The organism is Streptomyces niveus, assembly GCF_001723055.1.
Lineage (GTDB): Bacteria > Actinomycetota > Actinomycetes > Streptomycetales > Streptomycetaceae > Streptomyces > Streptomyces niveus.
Genome location: NZ_MDCR01000073.1, coordinates 1 through 23,178, shown reverse-complemented (window position 1 = coordinate 23,178; position 23,178 = coordinate 1). Strand labels below are relative to the sequence as shown.

Annotated in this window: 20 protein-coding genes and 3 pseudogenes; 6 read left to right on the top strand and 17 right to left on the bottom strand. The window is 70.6% G+C overall.

The annotated features are described in order from the left end of the window. Positions 1–472: flavodoxin-dependent (E)-4-hydroxy-3-methylbut-2-enyl-diphosphate synthase (locus BHU15_RS10230; protein ID WP_171908346.1), on the top strand; the 472-nt coding region annotated here is incomplete at its 5' end. 27 nt (positions 473–499) lie between these two features. Here BHU15_RS10230 and BHU15_RS10225 read toward each other — a convergent pair. From BHU15_RS10225 to BHU15_RS10200, 6 genes are all read right to left on the bottom strand, one after another. Next, entirely contained in the window at positions 500–940 is a 441-nt protein-coding gene (locus BHU15_RS10225; protein WP_069626899.1) for an NUDIX hydrolase, read from the bottom strand. Continuing rightward, positions 937–1,332, bottom strand: coding sequence for a hypothetical protein (locus BHU15_RS10220; protein WP_069626898.1), 396 nt, complete (start codon positions 1,330–1,332; stop codon positions 937–939). Before BHU15_RS10220 ends, BHU15_RS10225 begins: the two co-directional genes overlap by 4 nt. 8 nt (positions 1,333–1,340) lie before the next feature. Then, positions 1,341–1,484 carry a hypothetical protein gene (locus tag BHU15_RS40055; RefSeq protein ID WP_171908345.1) on the bottom strand — a complete coding sequence of 48 codons (144 nt, stop codon included), beginning with the start codon at positions 1,482–1,484 and terminating at the stop codon, positions 1,341–1,343. 122 nt (positions 1,485–1,606) lie between these two features. Beyond that, on the bottom strand, positions 1,607–2,026 hold the full coding sequence (locus BHU15_RS10215; protein ID WP_079128048.1) for an ATP-binding protein: 420 nt from the start codon (positions 2,024–2,026) through the stop codon (positions 1,607–1,609). After that, on the bottom strand, positions 2,017–2,265 hold the full coding sequence (locus tag BHU15_RS10210) for a hypothetical protein (RefSeq protein WP_069626896.1): 249 nt from the start codon (positions 2,263–2,265) through the stop codon (positions 2,017–2,019). The genes BHU15_RS10215 and BHU15_RS10210 overlap by 10 nt, the downstream gene beginning before the upstream one ends. A gap of 284 nt (positions 2,266–2,549) precedes the next feature. Continuing rightward, positions 2,550–3,776, bottom strand: a complete 1,227-nt coding sequence (locus BHU15_RS10200) for a helix-turn-helix domain-containing protein (RefSeq protein WP_079128049.1) — start codon at positions 3,774–3,776, stop codon at positions 2,550–2,552. Positions 3,777–4,124: 348 nt separating this feature from the next. On the opposite strand from BHU15_RS10200, the gene BHU15_RS10195 reads away from it, so the two are divergent. Together BHU15_RS10195 and BHU15_RS10190 are read left to right on the top strand one after the other, a co-directional pair. Continuing rightward, the gene (locus BHU15_RS10195; RefSeq protein WP_069626894.1) at positions 4,125–5,342 is read left to right on the top strand and encodes a glycosyltransferase family 2 protein; all 1,218 of its coding nucleotides are present in this window, start codon (positions 4,125–4,127) and stop codon (positions 5,340–5,342) included. A gap of 29 nt (positions 5,343–5,371) precedes the next feature. After that, positions 5,372–6,121, top strand: coding sequence for a hypothetical protein (locus tag BHU15_RS10190; protein ID WP_069626893.1), 750 nt, complete (start codon positions 5,372–5,374; stop codon positions 6,119–6,121). A gap of 87 nt (positions 6,122–6,208) precedes the next feature. On the opposite strand, the gene BHU15_RS10185 is transcribed toward BHU15_RS10190, so the two are convergent. The 5 genes from BHU15_RS10185 to BHU15_RS10165 all read right to left on the bottom strand — a co-directional run bounded on the left by BHU15_RS10185 (position 6,209) and on the right by BHU15_RS10165 (position 14,590). After that, positions 6,209–8,614 (bottom strand): ATP-binding protein, encoded by a 2,406-nt coding sequence (locus tag BHU15_RS10185; RefSeq protein ID WP_069626892.1) that lies wholly within the window; start codon positions 8,612–8,614, stop codon positions 6,209–6,211. Between the two features lie 220 nt (positions 8,615–8,834). Next, positions 8,835–10,220: a protoporphyrinogen/coproporphyrinogen oxidase gene (locus BHU15_RS10180; protein ID WP_069626891.1), complete on the bottom strand. Its 1,386-nt coding sequence runs from the start codon at positions 10,218–10,220 to the stop codon at positions 8,835–8,837. Positions 10,221–10,359: 139 nt separating this feature from the next. Beyond that, positions 10,360–11,964, bottom strand: coding sequence for a class I adenylate-forming enzyme family protein (locus BHU15_RS10175; RefSeq protein WP_069626890.1), 1,605 nt, complete (start codon positions 11,962–11,964; stop codon positions 10,360–10,362). Between the two features lie 68 nt (positions 11,965–12,032). After that, complete coding sequence (locus BHU15_RS10170; protein WP_255293074.1) at positions 12,033–13,178, bottom strand: UbiA family prenyltransferase; 1,146 nt, start codon at positions 13,176–13,178, stop codon at positions 12,033–12,035. Between the two features lie 44 nt (positions 13,179–13,222). Further along, positions 13,223–14,590 (bottom strand): FAD-dependent oxidoreductase, encoded by a 1,368-nt coding sequence (locus tag BHU15_RS10165; protein ID WP_079128047.1) that lies wholly within the window; start codon positions 14,588–14,590, stop codon positions 13,223–13,225. Positions 14,591–14,956: 366 nt separating this feature from the next. Here BHU15_RS10165 and BHU15_RS10160 point away from each other — a divergent pair, with 366 nt between their 5' ends. Then, entirely contained in the window at positions 14,957–17,185 is a 2,229-nt protein-coding gene (locus tag BHU15_RS10160; RefSeq protein WP_079128046.1) for an MMPL family transporter, read from the top strand. Positions 17,186–17,290: 105 nt separating this feature from the next. Here BHU15_RS10160 and BHU15_RS10155 read toward each other — a convergent pair whose 3' ends face one another. After that, positions 17,291–19,408, bottom strand: a complete 2,118-nt coding sequence (locus BHU15_RS10155) for an AfsR/SARP family transcriptional regulator (protein ID WP_069626888.1) — start codon at positions 19,406–19,408, stop codon at positions 17,291–17,293. Between the two features lie 319 nt (positions 19,409–19,727). Next, positions 19,728–20,087 (bottom strand): DoxX family protein, encoded by a 360-nt coding sequence (locus BHU15_RS10150; protein WP_069626887.1) that lies wholly within the window; start codon positions 20,085–20,087, stop codon positions 19,728–19,730. A 137-nt stretch (positions 20,088–20,224) separates the two neighbouring features. Here BHU15_RS10150 and BHU15_RS10145 point away from each other — a divergent pair, with 137 nt between their 5' ends. Then, positions 20,225–20,671 (top strand): hypothetical protein, encoded by a 447-nt coding sequence (locus BHU15_RS10145; protein ID WP_141726794.1) that lies wholly within the window; start codon positions 20,225–20,227, stop codon positions 20,669–20,671. Next, a complete protein-coding gene (locus BHU15_RS10140) occupies positions 20,672–21,139 on the top strand; it encodes an NUDIX hydrolase (protein WP_069626885.1) in 468 nt (155 codons plus the stop codon). A 158-nt stretch (positions 21,140–21,297) separates the two neighbouring features. Here BHU15_RS10140 and BHU15_RS41215 read toward each other — a convergent pair. The 4 genes and pseudogenes from BHU15_RS41215 to BHU15_RS39140 all read right to left on the bottom strand — a co-directional run. Further along, a pseudogene (locus BHU15_RS41215) lies at positions 21,298–21,510 on the bottom strand (hypothetical protein); the annotation flags it as partial. Between the two features lie 72 nt (positions 21,511–21,582). After that, positions 21,583–21,810 (bottom strand): annotated as a pseudogene (locus tag BHU15_RS41210) (hypothetical protein); the annotation flags it as partial. A gap of 462 nt (positions 21,811–22,272) precedes the next feature. Beyond that, positions 22,273–22,887 (bottom strand): annotated as a pseudogene (locus BHU15_RS41200) (caspase family protein); the annotation flags it as partial. A 38-nt stretch (positions 22,888–22,925) separates the two neighbouring features. After that, positions 22,926–23,178, bottom strand: a 253-nt coding sequence (locus BHU15_RS39140; RefSeq protein ID WP_438284961.1) for an effector-associated constant component EACC1, incomplete at its 5' end; no start/stop codon positions are given.

Sequence of the window (23,178 nt, the reverse complement as noted above, 5' to 3'; positions counted from 1 at the left end):
GTCCGCCGTCGCGTTCGGGGCACTTCTGAGCGAGGGGATCGGGGACACGATCCGGGTCTCCCTGTCGGCGCCGCCGGCGGAGGAGGTCAAGGTCGGTATCCAGATCCTGGAGTCGCTGAACCTGAAGCAGCGCCGCCTGGAGATCGTGTCCTGCCCGTCCTGTGGTCGTGCGCAGGTGGATGTGTACAAGCTGGCGGACCAGGTGACCGCGGGCCTGGAGGGCATGGAGGTCCCGCTGCGGGTCGCGGTGATGGGCTGCGTCGTCAACGGCCCGGGCGAGGCGCGCGAGGCGGACCTGGGTGTGGCGTCGGGCAACGGCAAGGGCCAGATCTTCGTCAAGGGCGAGGTCATCAAGACGGTCCCCGAATCCAAGATCGTCGAGACCCTCATCGAAGAAGCCATGAAGATCGCCGAACAGATGGAGAAGGACGGCGTCCCGTCGGGCGAGCCACTGGTGGTGGCGGGAGTGTGAGCCCGCCGACCTGGAAGGCTCCACACCTCACCACCCGTGCTCCACAAGCCCACCGGAGCCTTCCAGGTACCCGAGGAGACCTTCCTTGGGATACTCGATGACGTCGTCAGGCAGCTCATACACACTGAACCACCGCAGCCCCAGACACTTCTCGGGCTCCCGGTTGACGGGTTCCCCTTCCCAGTCGGTGGCCTCGAAGAAGAACCCGATCCGCTCGACGCCCTCGCTCTGCCGGTGATGCACGACCTGCACCAGCCGCAGACGCGCGGGCTCAACCTCAACCCCGGTCTCCTCGAACAACTCCCGCGCGGCCCCGCAGCTCAGGGTCTCCCCCCGATCGAGCTTCCCGGACGGCATGTGCCAACGCCCGTAGCCGTACGGGCCTCCGCGCTGCGACAGGAGGAGCTTGTCTCCGTCGCGGAGGAGTACGTGGGTGTCGATGACGGGGTGGGCGGGTTGCGGGTTCATGGTTCCTGGGGGCCCTTCGGCAGAGCGGAGAGGAGTCGTTGCGCGTCGGGCAGCTTGATGGGCCCAAGCGCCACGACGGCATCGCGGTCGCAGCGTACGCAGTCGGGATGAAAGTAGAGGTCGAGGAATCCACCACCGGTGGCCACTCTGAAGGCGGCGCCGAGTCGGCGCATGACCTGCCTGGTCTCGGGCCACTCCTCCAGGTTCCGTTCGACCTGCGGCTCCGGTGCGCCGAGGAGCCGGGCGAGCCGGTCGGCGGTGGCGGCCGTGATGTCGCCCAGGCTGATGCTGTCGTGTTCCACCGACAGGCCGGGGACGTCGAGACCGTGCGCGCGCAGGGAGTCTCGTAACGCGTCGGCGGTCTCGTGGACGAGTGCTGTCGAGGGGCTCATGGAATCTCCTAGGAGTGGCACCTGGCGCTCATCAGCGCGAGGAGGAGGCCGGTGACGCTGAGGTAGGTGCAGAGGCAGTGCACGAGGACGGGGTGCTCGCGGTGCGCGGTGAGGATCTTGCGGGCGCGGCGCGGGGGATGAGGCTCGGGCACGCGTGTTCAGCTTTCTCGGTGCGGAGTTGGGGGCACGGGCGGCTCGTCCCGTTCCGTCGGGTGCCAACGGCGCAGGGAATCCAGCAGAAGACGCAGGAGGTCGGTGTCCGTCTTCGGCGCGCTCACCCGGCAGCCGCCGGTCCGGCCACGACCGTGCACCAGGTGCACGTGCCCTTGCGTCCCCACTCGCGGGCGAAGTGGGCGACGAGCCGCATGCCGCGCCCGCTTTCGTCCTCCGGGCCCGCCTCCCGTACCTCCGGGCTGCCCGGCGAGTGATCGTCGACCTCGATCAGGACCTCGGCGCGGTCATCGCAGCTGAGGCGCAGCGAGACGGAGTCGGCGCCGCCATGAACGATCGCGTTGGTCACGATCTCGCTGACCAGCAGCTGCACGGTCCCGATCGCGTCGCGGTCGCTGACGCCGGCTTCACCGAGCACGTCGGCCGCGACGCGGCGCGCGGTCTCCACGTGCCGGGGATCGGCGTCGAGGGACAACGCGGCGTGCGCGGGCCTCATGGGGTGCGTCAGTGGCATCAGAGGCATGGCGTTCCCTCCGAAGTCGTGGTGTGTCCTGCCAGCAGGTCGGGCGGGCTTCCGCACTGCTTCATAAGGCGTGCCGCCTCGTGGGCGTAGAACGCCATCTGGTCGGCGGTGACGATGAGGACCGCCTCGCTCGTCCCGCCGTCCTCGTAGTGGACCTGGACGGGCACGGCGCCCTGCCGTGCGCGATGGTCGTAGGCGGCATCCCGCTTGATCGGTGTGATGTGCGTGGCCTGAGCCACGACCGGCCGCAGGGTGGTGCCATCGGCGGGGGCGGCCCATGCGTCTCCACCGCCGGGCGGGCACAGACGGTAGGTAGCCGCTCCGTCGCCCGGGAGTGCGACGACGACACCGGTCCGTCCGGCGCGGGCGGTGTCACGGGCGAGGTCGCCCAGCTGAGGGCGGAACGGAACCGCAGTACCTAACTCGGCTCCCTGGGAGAGGAGATCTGGTGTTGGTCGTTGGGTCATGCCCCTGAAGTTAGGAGCGCGTTAGGGGCCGAGTATGAATGAGAGGAATACCGCCCTCATCCGTCCAGGTGAAAGCGGTCGGACATGTGCCTCAACTTCTCGCGCGTCGTGGCCCGTTCGGCGTAGACGATGCTCCTGAGGGTCGACCGGGCGATCGGGTGGTTCCGGACGAGCTGGGGGGCAATCCGCTCGGCGGTCTCCAGCTCTGTGAGTGCCCTGTCCCTGTTGCCGTCCCACAGCCACGCGCGGGCGAGGTCCATGTGGTGGTGTCCCTGGCGGGACTTGGGCAACGCGGCGACCAACTCGGGGCTGGTATCGCGGTTTATGGCGAGCGCCTTGCTCTGGTGACCGCTCTCCAGGGCGACGCTGATCGCATGGATCTGTACGTTGCCGGGCGAGAAGGTCACCGAGTGCCGGTCATAGACCGGCGGGCCCGGGTGGGTGTTCATGCGGTCGGCAGCGTCTCGGGCGTGGCCGATGCGGTCTTCGGCTTCGGACGGTCGCCCCGCGCGGGCGGCCGACACGGCGGCCCGAAGCTGCAACGAGCCCCACATACGCACCGCCAGCGGGTGGTCCTGGTCGTAGTCGTCCTGGATGGCGGCGAGCGCCTTGTCCGACAGCGCGAGGGAGTCGGCCCAGTCGGCTGTCGCCCACATGTCCCACACCCGCATCCAGTCGGCCAGCGAGGGCATGACCGGGTCGCCGGACAGGCGTGCCGACCACGCGGCGCGCTCGGCGGCCATCGCGATGAGTTCGGAGTGCCCCAGCGCGTGCGCGGCGGTGTGGGCGAATTTGCACGCCACCGCGTAGATCGCGTACGCCTCCTCGCGTTCGTGTCCCACGGCGGCTTCGGCGCACGCGCGCGCCTCACGGAGCAGGTCGGGCAGCACGCGCAGGATCGCGACATTGGCCGCCGTGTCCCGCAGTCGATGCAGACGGGTCATCTCCCGCCACAGCTCACCGGTCGGACGTGGCGCCCCGTCGAAGACAGGCGTCAGGTCGTAGCGGCGCAGTTCCCGAAGGATCGACGCCGCGGCGACCTGCCACTGATTCTCGGCCGGACTGCTGTTGTACGGCCGTCCGATCAAGTCGTTGGGGTGTACGTGCAGCTCCGCGGCGAGCAAGTTGAGCAACCCGACACGGTCCATCTCGATCTGGCCCCGCTCCATCTTGGACACCCACCCCTGCGACTTCCCCAGGGCAGTGGCGAGGTCGGCCTGCGGCATGCCCAGCCGGAGGCGGGCTCTGCGGGCGCGGCGGCCGATCTCCTCCGCTTCCTCCACCTTCAACGCACCTCCAGAACTACGACGGCCCTGCTGTGCTCAAGCGATCGGCATCGCATCGGGGCTCCTCCGGTCGGGCTTGTCCCAAAGAACGGTACCCACCACCGGAGCGGCGCGCGTGACTGTTGGGCCGCGTGACCAAACGACACGCCCTAGGTCCGTACCACGCCCCTCGATCGCCCAGCCGAACCGTGGCGCCCTGTACGGCGTTGGGCGACCCTGCCCGAAGGGTGATTTTCGGTCGGCGAGTCCGAATATAGAGCGCAACGTCCTGATGTGAGGACCATCACACGTCATGGTCGAGGTTACGAGACAACCTGTGAACCCTGACCCTTGTCTTGAATTTCGATGAACAATATGTCTGCTCCTGATGTCAGTGTGATCGTTGGGGCTTATGAAGCAATGCCCTACCTGATCCGTTGCCTGGAATCGGTGGAGGCCCAGACGCTGGGCGCCCACCGCATCGAGCTGATAGCCGTCGACGACGGGTCGACCGACGGCACGGGGGAGTATCTGGAGGAGTTCGCGGCGCGCAGCGCCGTACCGACCCGGGTGGTGCGCCAGGCCAATTCCGGCGGGCCCAGTGGGCCGCGCAACGTCGGGATGGGGATGGCCAGGGGGCGGTACGTCTTCTTCCTCGACGCCGACGACTACTTCGCCGACGACGCGCTCGCGAACATGGTCGCCATGGGTGACCGGGCCGGTACCGATGTCGTGCTCGGCAAGGTGGAGGGGGTGAACCGGGGCGCCCCGAAGTCGATGTGGCGGCGGACCGCCGATCGCGTCGACGTCTACGACTCGCAGATCATCTTCACGCTCAGCGCGCAGAAGCTGTTCCGGCGGGATCTGATCGAGCGGCTGGGGCTGCGGTTCGACGAAGGGCTGCGGACCGGTGAGGACGCGCTCTTCACCATGGAGGCGTACATACGGGGCAGCGGGGTCTCCGTCTTCGCCGACCGGACCTGCTACTACCTGGTCGGCCGCGACGACGGCAAGCACGTCACCAAGAGCGGCGACTACACGCACCGCTTCGACTCCGTGCGCGCCATGCTGGCGCTCATCCACGATCTGGTCCCGGCGGGACCGAAGCGTGACCGGCTGCTGGTCAGGCCCTTCACGGTCGGGCTCATCCAGCAGTTCGGGCCCCGGATCATGAAGGAGTCGGCGGAGATCCGCCGGCACAAGCTGGAGCTGGCCGCGCCGCTGATGGCGGCGTACTGGTCGCCGGAGGTCGCGCGGCGGATCAAGGTCGCCGAGCGGCTGCGGCTGGAGTGCGTCGCGCTCGGGCGGCTCGATCTGCTCGACGACATCCTGAAGTACATCAGGGCCGGTACGGAGCCCGAGGTCGTCCTGCGCGGCCGGGGCCGCACCCCGCATCTCGCCTACCCGCACTTCGGCGACCGCCGGGCCGCGATCCCCGACTCGGCGTACGAGGTGACCATCCGGGACTGGGTGGGCAAGCCCGGTGGCAGGTCGATCGAACCGCCCCGCCTCATCCGCCAACGCCGTTCACTGACACGGCGGTTGGCACGCGGCGTACGCACCTGGGTGCGCGGTACGCGCTAGAAGGTGCCGGGTTCGGGAACACTCTCCCTGTGGACCGAGCAGAGATCATCGAGGAACAGTCGCGCGCCGCCGAGGCGCTGATCGAGCTGATCCGGACCGGGCGGCCTCCGGTGAGCTGGGCGGTCAGTGAGAAACCTGATCTGTACGGCATGCTTCCGTACGGTCTCGGCGACATCGAGCGGTACGCCCTGATGGCTCGCTGGGCCGACGTCCTGGGCACGGAGCTGCGGAGCTCGGCCAACGCCGTCGACATGTGGGAGGGAGCCTCCTCCGACCCGGAACACTCGGGCGGGCACCCCGTCACACGCACCTGGGAGTCGCTGGAGGTCGAGGCGGTCAAGAACGGCGTACGGGTACATCTTTCGGAGTCGGTGGCGCTCGGCACCAGTGCGCGGGCTCACGGTTCCCCGCCGCGCGGGCCTGCCACGGACCTGCCCCGTATCGCTCAGCTCAAGGCGGCGGAAGCGCTGGCCGAGGTGCTCAAAACCCCTCTGCCGACGGCCGGTTGGCGAGTGTACATACGCGGTGAGGAGCCCTCGCTCTTCGGGACCATCCGCGTGCGGCGAGCCAAGGCGTCCCGCGCCGACCTCACCGAATGGGCCGACTTCCTCGGGACCGAGGTCAACTACCGCCACGAGAAACGGGGCTTCGGCCGGGACCGGTGGGGAGAGGTCACCGGGCAGGTTCTCGGTGTCCAGGTCGAGGTCAAGACGGGCGTCCGGGCTCCGTCGGCGCTCACCGGATTCTGGCGGGCGCGCACCGGTGCCGCGCCCTCGTAAGTTTGCGAGTCTGCGACTTCGGAGGTTCGTGAGCCCGTGACGCCTGGCACGCCACGGGCCGGTCCACGAAGATCCGAACGACAGGCCCTAGCGGCCCGCCGCCGCGGCTGGGGCTGCCGCGTCCAGGGGGCGCAGCATGCGGCCCGCCACCTGGACGCGGGACGTGCAGCCCAGCTTCTGCATCACCTTGCGCATGTGGTTGACCGCCGTCCACTCCGCGATGCCCAGCCTGCGCGCCACCTCCCGGTTGGTCAGGCCCTCCGTGACCAGCATCGCCACCTCGTGTTCGCGGCGGGTCAGTGAGCCGACCAGGTCCGTGGGGCGGGGCTGGTGTTCGGCCGGTTCGATCAGGGCGAGGGCCAGTGCGACCGCCTCGTCCGGGGTGCACCGGCCGCCCTCCTGCCAGGCCGTGTCGAAGGCGCTGCGGCCCATCCGTTCGCTGACCTGACCGAGCAGCGTGCGGCTGACGGCCTCCGGCTGGCCCGCCAGGGTGTCGCCGACCCGGCGGCGCAGCGCGTCCGAGGCGCCGAGCAGCCGCGCCGCCCGCTCCCACACCGCCGCCGTGCGACCGTACTTGTGGGTGAGGAGTTCCGCCAGGACCGCCAACCCCCGTGCGACTTCCGGCAGATCACCCCGGTCGTGCAGCAACAGCAGCGCCCGGCAGGCCAGTTGCTCGGCCCGCTCGTAGTCGCCCTGGGTGCCCAGCAGGCCGGCCAGGGTGAGCTTGGCGCGAGCGGCCGACCGGGTGTCCTCCATCCGCTCGAAGAGCCGTACGGCCTCCGTCACGTGCCGTGACGCCGACGCCGCGTCGCCCCGGTCCCGGCGGACCTCCGCGAGGCGGGCCAGTACTGCCCCCCGGCACCACTGACCACCGCCCCGCGGGTCCAGGTCCGCCAGCACGAGCGTGAGCAGGTTCTCGGCGGCGGGCAGGTCCCGTTCGAGCTGGGCGAGCCTGGCCAGGTGCCTGCGTACGGTCGCGATCCCCGGGCCGTCGGCCAGTTCCGTGTACGCCGTGAGCGCCTCGTCCAGCCAGGGCCTGGCGCCCGCCGGGTCGTGGTCGAGGAGCAGCGCCTCGCCGAGCGCCTCCAGCGTGGCGAGCCGTACGCGGACCCGCTCGACGCCCAGGCGCAGCGCCTCGGAGAGCCAGTGCGTGGCGCTCTCCACCTCGCCGCGCAGCAGCCAGTACGGCTGGGCCGCCGTGGCCAGGGTCGCCACCGCCTCGCCGTTGCCCTCCTCGACCAGGAACTCGAGGGCGGCGAGCACGTCCTGGTGCCAGTGGCCGAACTGTTCGAGCGCCGCCGTCTGCCGAGGACCCTCCAACTGCCGCCGGATGCTGTGCAGTTGGCGGATGAAGAACACGGCGTGGTCGGCCCGGACGGGCCCCAGCGCGTCCTGGCGCCTGAGGTGTTCCAGGGCCTGCGCCCGGGACCTGCGCAGCATCCAGAACCGGATGCTGCCGTCGCACTGCTCCTCGGTCAGCAGCGCGCTGTGATCGACCATCTCCTCCAGCGCCTGCCGGGTGGCGTCCAGCGGGAGTTCGAAGACCCCGGCGGCCTCGGCGACACCGAAGCTCTCCGTGAACACCGCGAGCCTGACGAGGAGTTCCACGGCGGACGGCGGGAGTCCCAGCGCGTCGACCCCGTCCCCGACCCCGGCACCGGGGCCCGTTTCCGCGTCCGTACTCAGCTCGTCCAGCAGCGCCCGCGGCGAGCTGACCTTCAGCCGTGACGCGGCCAGTTCGATCGAGAGCGGCAGCCCGTCGAGCATCTGGCAGAGCTTGGCGACGGTCTCGCGGTTCTCCTGGGTGAGCCGGAATCCGGGCCGTACCGCCTTCGTACGGTCCACCAGCAGCCGTACGGAGTCGACCTGCCCGAGCCGGCCCAGATCGGCCGTGTCGTGCGGCGTCGGCACCGCCAGCGGGAAGAGCGGTACGCGGTGCTCGCCGTACATCCCGAGCACCCGCGTGCCGACCGTCAGCAGACACAGCCGCCGCGCCGCCGCCGCGACCGCCTCCCACAGCTCGGCGATGCCGTGCGGGGGACGGTTGCCGCAGTCGAGTACGAGCAGGAAGTCCCGCCCGCCGAGGTACTCCCGCAGCAGGTCGAGCGGCGTACCGCCCGCGGCACCCGGCGCGAGTTCGAGCGCCTGCGCCACCGCGCGGGCGAGCCCGCCGTCGGCGTCGGTGTCCTCCAGGCTGAGCGTGTCCAGTTCGACGTAGCGCCCGCCGTCGGCGAAGTCGCCGCAGATCTGCTCGAAGAGCGCACTGGCCAGCCTGCTCTTGCCCACGCCCACCGGGCCGGTGAGGGTGAGGATCTGCCCGTTCGGAGCGGCGGCGCGGGCCTTGAGATCGGCCAGTTCCGTCTCCCTGCCGACGCGGGAGGTGAGTGCGTAGCGCGCCCGCTGGTGCGTGGTGGGCGCGTCCGCGCCCGGCCGCCGTACCGTTTCGACGATTCGTATGGTTCCTTTTGTTCCTTCGTTGCTGTGCGCGCGCATTCCAGCCCCCGTGGCTCACATAGTTCGCACGACTCACTCTTGTTTCTCTCTCACCGGGAACCTCACAGGCCCCGCCCAACGATCGGTCAAGGCTCGGTCAGTGAGCGTTCACCGCCTGGAACGCGAAAGCCGCCCGGCCCGCCGGGAGTCCGGCGGGCGGGGCGGCTGTACGGGGGCTGTGCGGCAGTTGCACGGGGGCCGTACGTCGCTGCAAGGGGGCTCAGGAGCGCGCGGTCCGTACCGGGTCCTCCGCGACGGCGGGGCCGCGCCGCGACAGGATCCGCTCCGCCGCCAACTCCCCCGCCTGCACGGCCGCTTCACTCGTCGGACGCTGGAAGACCCAGTCCCCGGCGAACTCCACCGCCCGCACGGGCCGGTCCAGGAAGGCGCCCTGGAGCCGCAGCGCGTCCGGGGTGGCCTCGGGAGCCGCGTACGGGAAACGGTGCACGTACGCCCTGCGCAGCGCCGAACGCAACTCGGGCACGTACGTCGTGGCCCGCCCCAGCAGCGCCTCCACGACCTCCTCGTCGGGCCGGTCCATCAGCTCGTCGGTGGCGCGTGCCGCCGTCAGCATGCTGACCAGTCCCTGACCGCGCGGTGCCCGGTTCGCGGCCTTGAAGTGCTCGAAGGTCAGGCCGGCCAGATAGCCGTCCTCCTTCTCCGGGATGAGCAGCGCGTAGACCTTCTTCGTGCCGCGCGACTGGCGGACCGCCAGGGGGCGGTCGACCAGACAGGTCACGCGGATCATGCGGGAGTACGACGTGGCGTCCAGGAAGGGGAGTTCGTCGGCGGGCGCCGACGGATACAGCTTCCGGGCGACGGGCGCGGGCACCGCGAGTACGGCCTCCCGGGCCGTCACCACGTGGCCGTCGGCGAAGACGAGCCGTACACCGCCTTCGGGGCTCTCGGTGACCTCCTGGACGGCTCTGCCCGTGTGCACGGTCAGCCGGTCGGCGACCTTCCGGGCGAGGGAGTCCATCCCGTCCCGGTAGGTGCGCCAGCCGTGCAGCCCCCGGGTCGCGACCATCGTCGCCACCAGCGGCGCGACGCAGGAGCGCCGGGTGTCCCAGGCCCAGCCGGTGCTCGCCGCCGGCTGGAGCAGATAGTCGTGCAGGTCCGGGTGTCTGCCGTCGACGAACTCGGCGACCGTACGCAGCCCCAGCGGGCTCTCCCCCGGCCGCCGCGTGCTGACCTTGCCCAGCGCCGGCAGCAGCCCGCCCAGCATCCCGGTCATCGCCATCCGGCCGCCGGGCGACAGACCGGCGCCGGTGAGGGTGCCCACCCAGTGCCCGCTGCCCGCGTGCGCCTTGCCGCCGCGCCAGACACCCGCCAGGCTGCCGACCTTGAGCACCCCGCCGTCCCGGTCGAGACCGACGTCCTTGATCAGCCGCCAGGTGGCCGGGTAGCCGTGCGAGGCCAGGGTCTCGGTGCCGGTCTCCACCAGCCAGCCGTCCTCCTGCCGCGCCCGCATCCGGCCGCCGATGTCGCTGTCCGCCTCGAAGACCTCCGGCGCGCGGCCGGCCTCCTTGAGCCGGTACGCGGCGGTGAGACCGGCGATGCCGCCCCCGACGACGGCCACATCGATGTGCGTGCTCGTCTCTGCCATGGCTGGTGCGCTCCCTCTCGATTCCAAGCCCCGCCCGATTCCGGGCCCCGCCGCAGGACCGCGGCCCGTAGCCGGACCCACGGCCCGGCGCCCCGGCGCCGGACCGGCAGCCCGGCGCCCGCCCCGCCCCGTCGCCGGACTACGTCCAGCGCCCCGTCCCGTACGTCTCCTCGCCCAGCAGCCGCTCACGCAGCTCGACCCGCCGCACCTTGCCCGTGCTCGTACGCGGGATCTCCTCCAGCGGCAGCACCCGCGGCGCGCCCAGCTCCGGCAGGTCCGCGGTCGCGCGCCGCCACTCGGCCTCGTCGAGCGAACCGTCCCGCGTGGACACCACGGGCAGCGGCAGCTGGCCCGGGATGCCGATCACGGCGGCCTCCAGCAACTGCGGCAGCCGGTCGGCCAGTACGTCCTCCAGCTCGATGCAGCTCATCCCCGGGATCACGTCCACCTCACGGTCCAGCAGCCGGAAGGCGCCGGCGGCGGTGCGCAGCCCGTAGTCGCCGGTGTTCCACCACTTGCCGCGCGCCTTGTCGTGCCAGCGCCGCTGCTCGCCGAGGTAACCGATGCAGCGCCCGTCGGTACGGGTGAGGAGCACGCCCGGCTTGCCGTTGGGGACCGGCTTCATCGTCGCCGGGTCCACCACCTTCATCCCGGTGAAGCCGGGGATCGGGCGGCCGACGTCACGCGTGGTCGGGTGCCGGTCGCCCTTGGCGGCGAGCGCCCTGCGGGTGAGCAGCCGGAAGGTCATGGGGCCGGTCTCGGACTGGCCCCAGCCCTGGAGCCAGGCGGGGAAGCGCCGCTTGCTGGCGTGCAGGAAGCGGCGGACCGTGGGCGGGTGGATGGCGTCGAAGGTGCTCACGTACAGCCGTACGTCCGCGTACAACTCCGGCCGCTTCTCGGCCAGTTCCTGCCAGCCGATGTACGTGGCGGGCAGCGCCTCCAGATACGTCGGCCGCCTCGGCGCGAACATCCGCTCGGCGGTCTCCGGTCGGGCGTCGGCGAGCAGCAGCGCGTTCCTGGGCTCCAGCTTCAGCGTGCCGGTGCTCCAGGTGATCATCCGCATGTGGTTGAAGGGGGTGGCGGTGGCGACCGTGTCGGAGCGCTTCATGGCGACGATCGGGAAGCGCAGCGACTCGGTGCGGCCGAGATGCCCGAGGACGGTGTCGACGGAGTGCACCACCAGCTTCGGGACCCCGGTGGTGCCGGAGGTGTGGGTGGCGACCATGGGCTCGTAGCTCGCCGTACGGAACACCTTCGGCGTGCGCGCCCCGCGCAGGTCGTCCAGCGAGACGGTGCCGGGGAGCGCGGCGCCGACGGTCACCGTGCGCGGGACGAGGGACTTCAGGTCCACGCCCTGCTCGTCGGCGGCGGCGAGGATGCCGGCCGTGGTGACGAGCAACTGGGCGTCGGCGCGCTTGAGTACGGTGCCGAGCGTCTGGGCCGGGAGGCTGCCGGCGACCAGCACGGGGAGGCCGCCGAAGCGGGCGGTGGCGCAGGCGAGGAGCAGATAGTCCCAGTGGTTGTCCTTGGCGATGGCGACCCGGTCGCCGGGGCGCGCCCCCGCCGCGTACAGCAGGCCGGCGGTCTCCTCGACGAGTTCGGCGAGACCGGCGACGCTGAACTCGGTGCCGGCGCCGGGCGCGATGTCGAAGGGGCGGCTGAGATGGAAGCGGGTGGTGCGGCCCGCCTGCGCGTGTTCGTCGAAGAGCAGGCCGAGTCCGGTCGGTTTGGTCTTGGTACCCATGTCTGTGTGTCCTGTCCGGAGTTCGGGCCGCGGGCGCCGCTTGAGTACGGGGCCGGGGCCGTCGCCCCTCAGCTCGCGAAGTGGATGAGGTTGGCCAGGACGATGCCGGCGACGCCCGTCCGGAACGCCACCACTCCTCGTCTGCGGGCCAGCAGCGCGTCACCGTTACGGCTGAAGGAGGTGAACTGGCGCAGCCGCAGCGCCATTTCGGGCAACAGGGCGGCGAAGAACCACCACGGGGCCCAGCCGACGGCCGACGCTCCGACGGTCAGCAGCAGGTCGGCGGCGGAGAGCGCGCCGATGAAGAGCAGATTGCCGCGGGCGGAGGCGTGCACCGCGACGGTGCTGCGGCCGACGGCCGCGTCGCCGCTGATGTCCTTGGTGTTGGAGTAGCAGGAGACGAGGATCTGCCACAGCCCGAAGAGCACGGCCTGCACGAGGACGGTGGCGGGCAGGTGCCCGGTGACGAAGCCGTACGGCGCGACGACGATGACCAACGGGCAGCCCATGATGAGGACTTCGCCGAATCCGCGGTAGCTGAGCTTGAGACCCCAGGAGTACTGGAACCCGGCGAACAGCACCAGCCCGGTGACGACCAGCGTCCACAGGGGCCGCTCGGGCGCGGCGAGGGCGGCGGCCGTCCAGAAGACCGCGCCCCAGAGCAGGCTCAGATACCCGAACCGGGTCGCCTGACCGACCGTCAGCGCCCCGGTGAGCAGGGGCTTGCGCTCCAGGGGCCGCAGCGGAGTCCCGCCGGTGCCCAGGTAGTTGGCGCGGTCGCTGCCGTCCCTGATGCCGTTGACGTCGTCGAGGGCCATGACGGCGGAGATGACGCCGACCTCGCCGAGGAGGAAGAGCAGAAGCGTGGTGAGGGTGTCGGGCGCGAACCGCACACTGCCCGCGAGCGCGGTCCACAGCACGACCATGCTGAGGTAGTAGTCGAGAACGAACTCAAACTTGGCAAGCCGCGCATACGCGACGAGCCGACCCCGGGCCCCGGTTGCGGGGGGCCCGGCCGACGGGCTGGAACTCACCCCGGCCGACGGGGCGGTGCCCGCGCCGGAGCGCGTACCGCTCGCGGCATCGGTGCCCGCACCGGACATGCGCGTCGCGGTCACCCCGTCGGCGCGGGCGCCGGCGCCGCCGGCGCGCCGAGGGGTGTCGGTGCCCGTGCCCGACCTGCCCACCGCGCCGGAAGGCGAATCCGTATCCATCGCTTCCCTCTCCTTCCGACCTCGTCCTCGTCCTCGTCCCCCGATCAGCCGGCCGTCGTCAGCTTCCCGGCCGTCGACGTCGTCAGCTTCTCGGCCGCCCGGATGCCCGAGAGCATCGCCGCCTCCGAGATCGGCGCGGTGAAGTAGTCGCCCGCGAAGACCACCGGCGCGTGCTGGAGGCCGATGACGCGGGCGGACATCCGGTAGCGGCCCGGCGCGGGCAGCGGCATCGCGTGGGGGCGTACGGCGATCTCGAACGGCTCCGCGTCCGCCGGGAAGTCCGGCCACAACTTGGTGACCAGCCGGGTCGTCTCCGCGTACTGCTCCTCCGGCGTCATCGCCAGCAGCCGGCGCGTCTCCGCGCGGCCCGGGTAGACGAACGCCAGGTGCTTGTCGACCGAACGCCCCTGCGCGTCCTTGACCTTGCGCGGGAAGGTGATGATCGTCTTGACCGGCGGGTCGTCCGCGCCCGCCGCCACGATGTGCGCCTCGGACGGCATGCTGCTGAAGTCGACCAGGTACGACACCGACAGCGCGGGCTCGTACACCTGCGTCTCCAGGAACTCACGGGTGTCACGGCCCACGATGTCGTTCGGCAGCGCGGCCGTCAGCTTCGCCGCGACCGGCGCCGTCGTGGCGACCACGACGTCGTCGAAGACCTCGGCGTGGCTCTCCCCGTCCGCCGAACGCGCGGTGATGTGCACCCGGCCGTCCGTGACCTGGAGGTCGGTGACCTCGTGTTCGAGGCGGATGTCGGCGCCCTCGGCGTTCCGCTCGGCGATGACCTCCATGCCGTTGCGGAAGACGTAGAACTTCGCCCCGGCGACCTGCGCCTGCATCGCCCGTACGTGGGCGGCGGACACGTCCTCGCAGCGCCACAGCCAGAACGACTCGATCTCCGGCCGCAGCAGATTGTCGAAACCGCGCTGCGACAGGCTCTTGCGCGCGTACTCCGCCGCCGTCGTGCCGTCGTCGAACGGCGCCAGTTTGACCGGGTCGAAGATGTCGAGCTGCTTGCGCTTGAGGGTCTCCTTCATCGTCCCGGTGAGGAAGCCGATCCGGTCCCGGAGCCCGACGTGCTTGTACGTGAGGAGGCTGCGCAGCGAGTCGGAGAGCAGCTCGGCGGGCTGGCCCTTGTCCACCACGATGACGTTGTTGGACATCTCCACGAGCTGGTCCTCAAGCCCGTACTCGCGAATTCGCTCGAACATCAGCTTGTAAAAGCTGGTGAACCAGAGGTTGATGCCGACGGAGGGCTCGATCTCCGGACGGTGCCACGAACGGGCCCGGCCGCCGAGCCCGGCCGCCGCCTCGAAGATGACCACCTCGCGGCCCGCCTTCAGCAGCTCCTTGGCGGCGGCGCAGCCGGCCATGCCTCCGCCGATGACAGCGGTCCTCTCACGCTGGCTCATTCGCTTTCCCCTCCAGGGAATGTCTCGGATTGCCCTCGGCGGTTGTCGCCTGTTGTCGACTGTTGTCCGCCGCAATTTAGGAGGGGGAAGCGGCCGTTAGATATAGCAGTCATCCAGGAAAGGACCCGCATACACCTGTCATTGTGCGTATTCACGCGCCGGGGGACCGTAGTCGGGGAGCATGCTGCCCAACCGCCCTCGCCCGCACCCACGGACGCGTGGCCATGGCCGTGGCGGAAGCTCAACTTCCGCCTGTGAGAGGCGGGTTGTCATTGCCAGTGGGCTCGCGCGCTCCCTACCTTGATCGTGTGAACGGGATCGACACGCCGCCCCCAGACACGGCGTTCCCCCTCGAAAGGTTGCTGAATGTTCGCCTCACTGGCCAGATTCACCACACACCGCAGCAAGCTGGTCCTCTATCTCTCCGGTGTGCTACTGGTGCTCGCGGGAGCGCTGGGCGGTGGCGTGATATCGACTCTCTCCGCCGGTGGATTCACCGACAGCTCCACGGAATCCGCGCGGACGGCCGAGGTCCTTGACGGCCGGTTCGGCTCGGGTGCCCCGAATCTGACCCTGCTGGTCACGGACGAGCGGGGTGTCGACGACCCGGCGGTCAGCGCGGCCGGTGCCCGCCTCACCGAGCGCATCGGGGCCGAGGACGGGGTCGAACAGGCTCTGTCCTACTGGACGTTGGGCAAGGCTCCGGCCCTGCGCGGCGAGGGCGGCGACAGCGCCATGGTCCTGGTGCGGATCACCGGCGACGAGGACCAGGTGCAGAAGACGCTGGAGCGGATCCAGCCGGAGTACGACCGCACCGTCGAGGGCCTTGAGACGCGCGTGGGCGGTGTCGCCGTCGCCAACAAGGAGATCACGGAGACCACGTCCGACGACCTCCTGCTGATCGAGATGGTCACCTTCCCGGTGCTGCTCGTCGTGATGCTGTTCGTCTTCCGGAGCGTGGTGGCCGCGCTGGTGCCGCTGGCCGTCGCCGGACTGACCATCGTGTCCGTCCTGCTGACGCTCCGCGTGCTCACCCTGTTCACCGACGTCTCGGTGCTCGCCACCAACGTCGCGACCGGCCTCGGTCTCGGCCTCGCGATCGACTACGGCCTGATCCTCCTCAAGCGGTACCGGGAGGAGTTGCACGGCGGCGCGGACACGGACACGGCGATCGCCACCGCGCTGCGTACCGCGGGCCGTACTGTCCTGTTCTCCGCGGTGACGGTGGCACTGGCGCTCGCCGGTCTGCTGGTCTTCCCGTTCTACTTCCTGCGCTCGTTCGCGTACGCGGGCATCCCCACCGCCCTGCTGGCGGCGCTCGTCTCCATCACCTTCCTGCCCGCGCTGCTCAAGGCGCTGGGCCCGCGCATCGACAAGGGCCGCGTCCTGGGCCGCGGCAAGGAGGAGAAGCCGCCGAAGCCGGAGACCGAGCGCTTCTGGTACCGCCTCGCGACGAACGTGATGCGCTTCCCGGTGCCGGTCGCGGTCGCCGTGATCGGGCTGCTGCTCTTCCTCGGCTCGCCGTTCCTGTCCCTGCACATGAGCCTCGCCGACGACCGCGTTCTGCCCGCCGACACCCAGTCGCGGCAGATCAGCGACCTCATCCGGGAGGACTTCAGCGCCCAGGAGTCGCAGGCGCTGAACGTGGTCCTGAACGACACCCCGCCGACCGGGGAGCGTTCGATCGACGCGTACGCGCAGAAGCTCTCCACGCTCGGCAACGTGGCCCGGGTCGACAGCGAGGCCGGTTCCTTCGCGGCCGGCGAGCAGGTGGCCCCGCCGGGACCGGGCTCGGAGCGGTTCAGCGCCGACAACAGCACGTATCTCTCGGTGATCCCCAAGAGCGAGTCGCTGAGCGAGGAGGGCGAGGAGCTGGTCAAGGACATCCGGACGGCGGAGGCACCGTACGACATCCAGGTCGGCGGCCCGGCGGCCGAGCTGGTGGACTCGCTGGACTCCATGTACGACAAGCTGCCGGCGGCGCTCGCGATCATCGGCGTCACGACGTTCGTGCTGCTGTTCCTGTTCACGGGGTCGCTGGTGCTGCCGCTGAAGGCGCTGGTCCTCAACTGCCTCAGCCTCAGCGCCACGTTCGGTGTGCTGGTGTGGGGCTTCCAGGACGGTCATCTGGAGGGCATCGTGGGCGACTTCGTGGTCACCGACACGATCACCTGGACCGTGCCGGTGCTGCTGTTCTGCATCGCGTTCGGCATGTCGATGGACTACGAGGTGTTCCTCCTCTCCCGGATCAAGGAGGAGTGGGACCGCTCGGGCGACAACCAACTCGCGGTGGCACGCGGCCTGGAGCGCACCGGCGCGATGGTGACCGCGGCGGCGGGACTGATCGCGATCGTGTGGCTGGGCTTCGTCCTGTCCGGGATCTCGTACCTCAAGGCCATCGGCCTGGGGCTGGCCATCGCGGTGCTGATGGACGCGACGCTGGTGCGAGGTGCGCTGGTGCCCGCGTTCATGCGCCTGGCGGGGCGCGCCAACTGGTGGGCGCCGGCGCCGCTGGCGCGCTTCCACAAGAAGTTCGGGCTGCGTGAGGCGCCGGACGCGGTGAAGGAGCCGGCGACGAAGGAGAGCGTCCACTGACGACGCACGGGTAACGACTGTGGCCCGGCCCCGCGCGCGATGCGCGGGGCCGGGCCACACCCTTGTCCGATGGAGATCACCCCGTCGACGTCATGCCTCTCGACGTCAGGCCGTCGTCGAGAGTACGGAGGTGAAGCACGGCACGGCCGCCTGCCCGGCCCGCAGCGGCGTCCCCGACATCAGCCGCAGCTCCGCGTCCGCCATGTCCCGCGCGTGGGCGTGGGTCTGCGCGACGAGGCGGAGCAGCTCGGGGATGCGGTAGACGGTCGCGGCGCCCGGCGCGGATTCGGCGATCTCCACGACGTGGTGGTCCAGGAGCCGGCCCACCAGGAGTTCGGCGGCCCAGGTGTCCATCGCCAGGGTCCGTGCCGCGCGCGGGATGTCGAACGGTACGGCTCCGGCCCCGGCCAGCCCGGCCAGCGCCTGGCTGTCCGGCTCGGCGAGCCGGGCACACGCGCCGGCCAGCCGGCCCAGCACATCGAGGGAGCCGCTGCCCAGCTCGGCGAGCCGGTGGTTCTCCGGGGCCAGCCGGGCGGCCAGCTCGGTGACGGACCACATGCGGCGCGCCGCCAGCTTCTCGCCGACCGCGCGTACGCCCAGGGCGAGGTTGCCGGTCAGGCGCACCGTCTGCCGGGCGGCGTCGACGTCCGCGCCCACGCGGTCGGCCCCGGCGAGCGAGGCGAGCAGTTCGACGGCGTCGTCCGTCTCCATCGGCCCCAGCTCCACGTTGGCCGCGCCGGGCAGGCCCGGCAGCCGTACGCGCGAGGTGACCAGGACGGCGCTCAGCGAGCCCCCGGGCAGTAACGGCAGGACCTGTTCGGGGCCGTAGGCGTCGTCCAGGACCAGGAGCAGACTCCGGTCCGCGCTCCAGCTGCGGAAGATCCGGGCCAACTCATCTACCTGGTCGGGCAGTTCGTACACCCGCATGCCGATGTCACGCAGCAGGGAGCGCAGCGCCGCCGCCGGGTCGGTGGGCCGGTCGTTCTCGTCGTGGAGGCGTACGTGGAACTGGCCGTCCGCGAAGTGCTCGCGCAGCAGATGCGCGGCACGGACGGTGACGGTGCTCTTGCCCGAACCCGCCTGGCCGAGGACGGTGACGACCTGCGGGGCCGTGAGGAGCGGGTCGCTGCCCGACTTCGCGTGCGTGACGATACGGGCCAGCTCGGCCCGCCGCCCCACGAAGTCCGGTGTGTCCGACGGCAGTTGGGCGATCACCGGGGTCACCGGGAGCACTGCGGCCGGCGTGCCCGGTGTCTCCGGTGCGGCCGGTGCGGCTTGCGTGTCGGTGGCCCGTACGGCTGTCGCGCGATCGGGCGCGAGGTCCAGCGCCGGCGCCTCGTTGAGTACGTCGCGCTGGAGCCGCTGGAGCCGGTGCGAGGGCTCGATACCCAACTCGTCGACCAGGTCGCGGCGCAGCTGCCCGAAGGTCTCCAGCGCGGTGCCGCGCTGGCCGGACCGGTAGGCGGCGAGCATGAACTGGGCGGCGAACTCTTCGTTCAGCGGATGGTCGGCGGTGAGTTGGCGCAACTCCCCCATCAGCCGGTGGTGCCGGCCGAGCCGCAGATCCGCCTCGACGCGCAGTTCCACGGCGCCCAGCCGGGCATCCGCGAGCTGAGCGACGCGGGCGGCCAGCGCGGGACCGGTCTCGATGTCGGCGAACGCGTCACCGCGCCACAGGGCGAGCCCGACGCGCAGCCGCCGGGCGGCGCTCTCGGGGTCCCCGTCGCCCAGATCGACGCGCGCCCGCGCGAGGTGCCGCTCGAACTGCCAGAGGTCCAGCTCGTCGGGCGCGAGCCGGATCCGGTACCCGTTGGGACAGGTCTCGACCCGCTCCCCGATACCGCCGGCGCCCGTGCCCACGACGGCCGAGTGCGGCGGCTTGCGGAGCTGGTACACGTACGTCTGGATGGTCTTACGGGCCAGCCGGGGCGGCTCGCCGTCCCAGAGTTCGTCGATGAGCGTGGACGTCCGTACCTGTTCGTTGGCGTGCAGCAGCAGCGCGGCGAGCAGCCGCCGGGCCATGGGGGCGGACGGCGTACGGTCCTCGCCCTGCCCACTGATCTCCATCGGCCCGAGGATGCGGATACGCAGCGGCCGGGGGCCCTGCGACTGGTTCGAGCCGGTGGTGTCCTGGCCGTTGCTGTCCGGGTGAGAACCGTCCCGGTCGATGCCGGAACGATACGTACCGGAACGGTGAGTGCTTTCGGTCGCCGAGTGCGTCAAGACCTGTCGTGTCCTTTCGGATCGTCTCTCCGGGACCGTGAAACGCTCAGCCGGAAACGCCCGCCCACCAAAAGGTGGTGGCGGCGGCTGCCACGCTCGTCATGCTTCCCCGTGCCCCGTTGATCTCTGCCTCCGCTGAACCCTCCACATATGACGCCGAGCGGGCGCCCGGCCCGATTGAGGGCGGGACACGCGGGCCACCGGCGTGCAGGTGAAGTGCTTTCTGCAGTAGAGTTGTTGATGATCTCTGTTGCCAAACAGAGTGTCAACAGCCTTATGGGGCGGACGAGTTCCCTCCGGATATCCCCGCGCGCGGTGCCTACGGACCGAAGCTGTACAGGGCGACCGACACGCAGATGACCAGCATGCCGGCGGCGTTGAGGAACAGATTCCGACCGAAGTCCCGTGCCCGGACGTGTATGAAGACGGCCACCAGGAAATAGGCCACGAGCGCCCACACGGTGGCGCCGCCCAGCACGGGCACCCAGATCCCGAGGATCAGCCCGACGGCGGCGGCGAACTTCACCGGGACCGTGACCCACCACCACTCCCGTGGGAACTTCACACCTTCGAAACACTCACGCACGAACCGAACGGGCCCCGTACAGAGAATCCCGTCGCCGACCTGAATCAGCGCGAGGACGACAACGGGCCACACGGGATCGGGCAGTGCTCTCATCGGCCACCTTCCATCACCGACCCCAACTCCCGGGCGGGCTCGCAGGTTGTGCCCTGATCGAGGGAATGCGGTTCCTCGCCGTCGGCTCGCTCGTTGAACCGCGTGGACGGACCGACGTGCACGACGGAGGAGCGACCATGCCCCCGAACCTGACCCCGACCCCGACCCCGGAACGACGCAGGCGGCTCACCTGTCTCGTCGCGGCGTGCCTGACAGCCCTGCTGACGACCGGCTGCGACGGGGATGTCCAAGACCCGAAACCTCGCTCGTCCCCCATGCCTTCGCCCACGTCCGGAACGACGAAGGACCTGCGTACCTGCGAGGACGGGGACTGCACGGTCGAGGTCCGGGAGGGGGACGTCATCCCGTTCGGGGAGAGCGTCCGGGCGCCGGACCTGACCATCGACGCGATCGGCCCGGCGGGGGTCGACCTGAGGCTCTCCGGCGAGGGAACGACATCGACGTTCTCGGGCCAGAGGCCGTACCAGGGTGGTGGCGTCTCCACGTACAACGGGACCGACTTCCGGGTCCTGGAGATCAAGGGCGACACGGCCGTGCTCCGCATCAAGCCGAACGGTCTCTGAATGCTGATCCGGGTCGCCGCGTACGTAACCCGGCATCGTGCCGTCCACGAGCTGCTGGTGTTCGACCACATCGGCATGCCGAAGGCCGGCACCCAAGTCCCGGCGGGAGGAGTCGAATCGGGCGAAGGACTCGAAGAGGCGGTCCTTCGAGAGGTCGCCGAGGAGACCGGTCTACGGGCAGTCACCGTGCTCCGGCGGATCGCCGTCGAGGACAAGCCCCACCCCGACACGGGCCGGCCACGCCGAACCAGCTTCTTCCACCTCCGGGCCCCCGCAGAGACTCCCGATGCCTGGGAACACCACGTTCACGGCGACGGAGCCGACGCCGGCCTCACCTTCGCCTGCCGGTTCCTTCCTCTTCCACTGAAGCGGCCATTGGCAGACGATCAGGACACCTGGCTGGGCCGCATCGACCCGAGCTGGATCACCGTCGCCGACGGCACTGGCGCGGGCACCGCCCGGCGCTAGGGCGTGTCGTTTGGATCTTGCCGGGCTCGCGTGCCCCGGCACCGCGCCCCGCCGCGTTGTCGTCGGTCGGCATGGCTCCGCCATGCCTCCCTCCTCCGCCTTGCGATCCACGGCACCAGACCCCGCTCACTCATCCGGCCTGATCCAAACGACACGCCCTAGCCCCGCTGGATTCCGGTGGTGTCGAGCAGCAGTCCCCGCACACGGTCCGCCGTCTGTGCGACCAGGGCGTCATCCCGTCTCCCGACCGCCAAATACCAGGTACCGGGAGCGAGTTCGGCGACCGCCGTCATCGAACCGTCCTCGCTCATCAACGGACGCGGCACCGGCACCGCGAACCAGAACGGCGCGAAGTCCGTCTCCGGCGAGGCCGCCACGGCACTCGCGAGGAGTTCGGCCGCGCGCAGGGTCTCGCGGACGTTGCTCTTCGCCACCTCTTCGTCACCGCGCTGGATTCCGGTGGTGTCGAACAGCAGTCCCCGCTTACCGTCCGCGGCCTGCGCGAGGATGGCGTCCCCTCGCCCCCCGACTGCCAAGTACCAAGTACCCGGAGCGAGTTCGGCGACCGCCGTCGTCGAATCGTCCACACCCATCAACGGACGCGCCACCGGCACGGCGAACCAGTACGGCTCGAAACCGGACTTGGCAGCCGCAGCCGCGGCGGCGGCCTCCGCGTCGGCACCGTCCCCCCGCTCGATCCCGGTGGTGTCGAGCAGCAATCCCCGCAGCCCGTCCGCCGACTGGGCGACCAGGGCGTCCCCTCGCTTGCCGACGGCCAAATACCAGATACCCGGCGCGAGACCGGCGATCGGCGACAACGACCCGTCCTCACCCATCAACGGACGCGGCACCGGCACCGCGAACCAGAACGGCGCGAAGACCGCATCGGGCGTAGCCGCCACGGCACTCGCGAGGCGTCGCGCGTTCTCCAACATCTCCAGTGCGCGACGCTCCGCCTCTTCCGCCCGCTTCTCCATCTCCGCGAGCCGCGTCTCGATCTCACTCTGCCGGAAGGTGGGACCAACCGGACTGGCGGCCTTCGTCGCGGCGGCCCTGTTCCGTGCTACGGCGATAAGCCCCCCGGTATTGCGGTTGCGCTGCTGCGGCAGCGGCCGGGACTTGCTCGCCAGACTCCCGTGCAGATGTCGGTAGAGGGTGTCCATGTCGAGCAGATCCGGCGCGCCGGGGATGCCGTCGTTCAGGGCCGCGATCAGCTCACCGGTGAACGCGGTGTAGGTCTCCCCGGGCGGCGACAGGGCAGGACGGGTCTCGGCAGAGGCGGTGAGCAGGCACGTTCCCTCGACCACCGCCTGATCCGCGATCTGCACGTCCGCGCCCATCGAGCCGATCAGGGCGCGTCCGCTGTAGCAGCAGTCGAGGATCAGCACGGTGCGCTGCGTACTCGCCTGTACGTCCAGTACGGCCCGGCGCAGATACTCGTACCGCAGCGAGGTGTACTCGCGTTCCCGGTCCGAATGGGGCAGGGCCAGATACAGCTCGTCGGTGTGCGGATCGGTGAGGCCGTGCCCGGCGTAGTAGACGAGCAGGGTGTCACTGGCCCGGCGGGCTTTCTCCCGTACGGTGTCCAACACCAGCCCGACATCGCCCGGTTGCGAGATCACGGTGCACGCTTCGGCCGGCAGCCCCCACACCGCGGGGTCGGTGAGTACCTGCCGCAGCCCTTCCACGTTGCGGGCGACGGCGGGCAGCCCCTCCAGGTTCACGTAGTCGTGAACCCCCACCAGCACCGCCTCGGAGCGGGCCGGGTCCGCCAGTGCCACCACGGCTACTCCGCGTCCCCGCCGCTCGCGGCGCTCCCGTTCCACATCGCCAGGATCCGCTCGACGGTCTCGGGCGAGCTGTCCTGCACGGTGACGACGACCCCGTTCCGTTCGAGCCGCACCTGCGGTGCCCGCGCACGCGAACCCCGCCACGCGACGACGGCGGTGACCAGACTCCCCAGGGCGATGCTGTTGGCGAGCACGACGTTGACGACCTCCAACGCGTCACCCATGTGCCCCTCCCCCACCTCCCCCGCC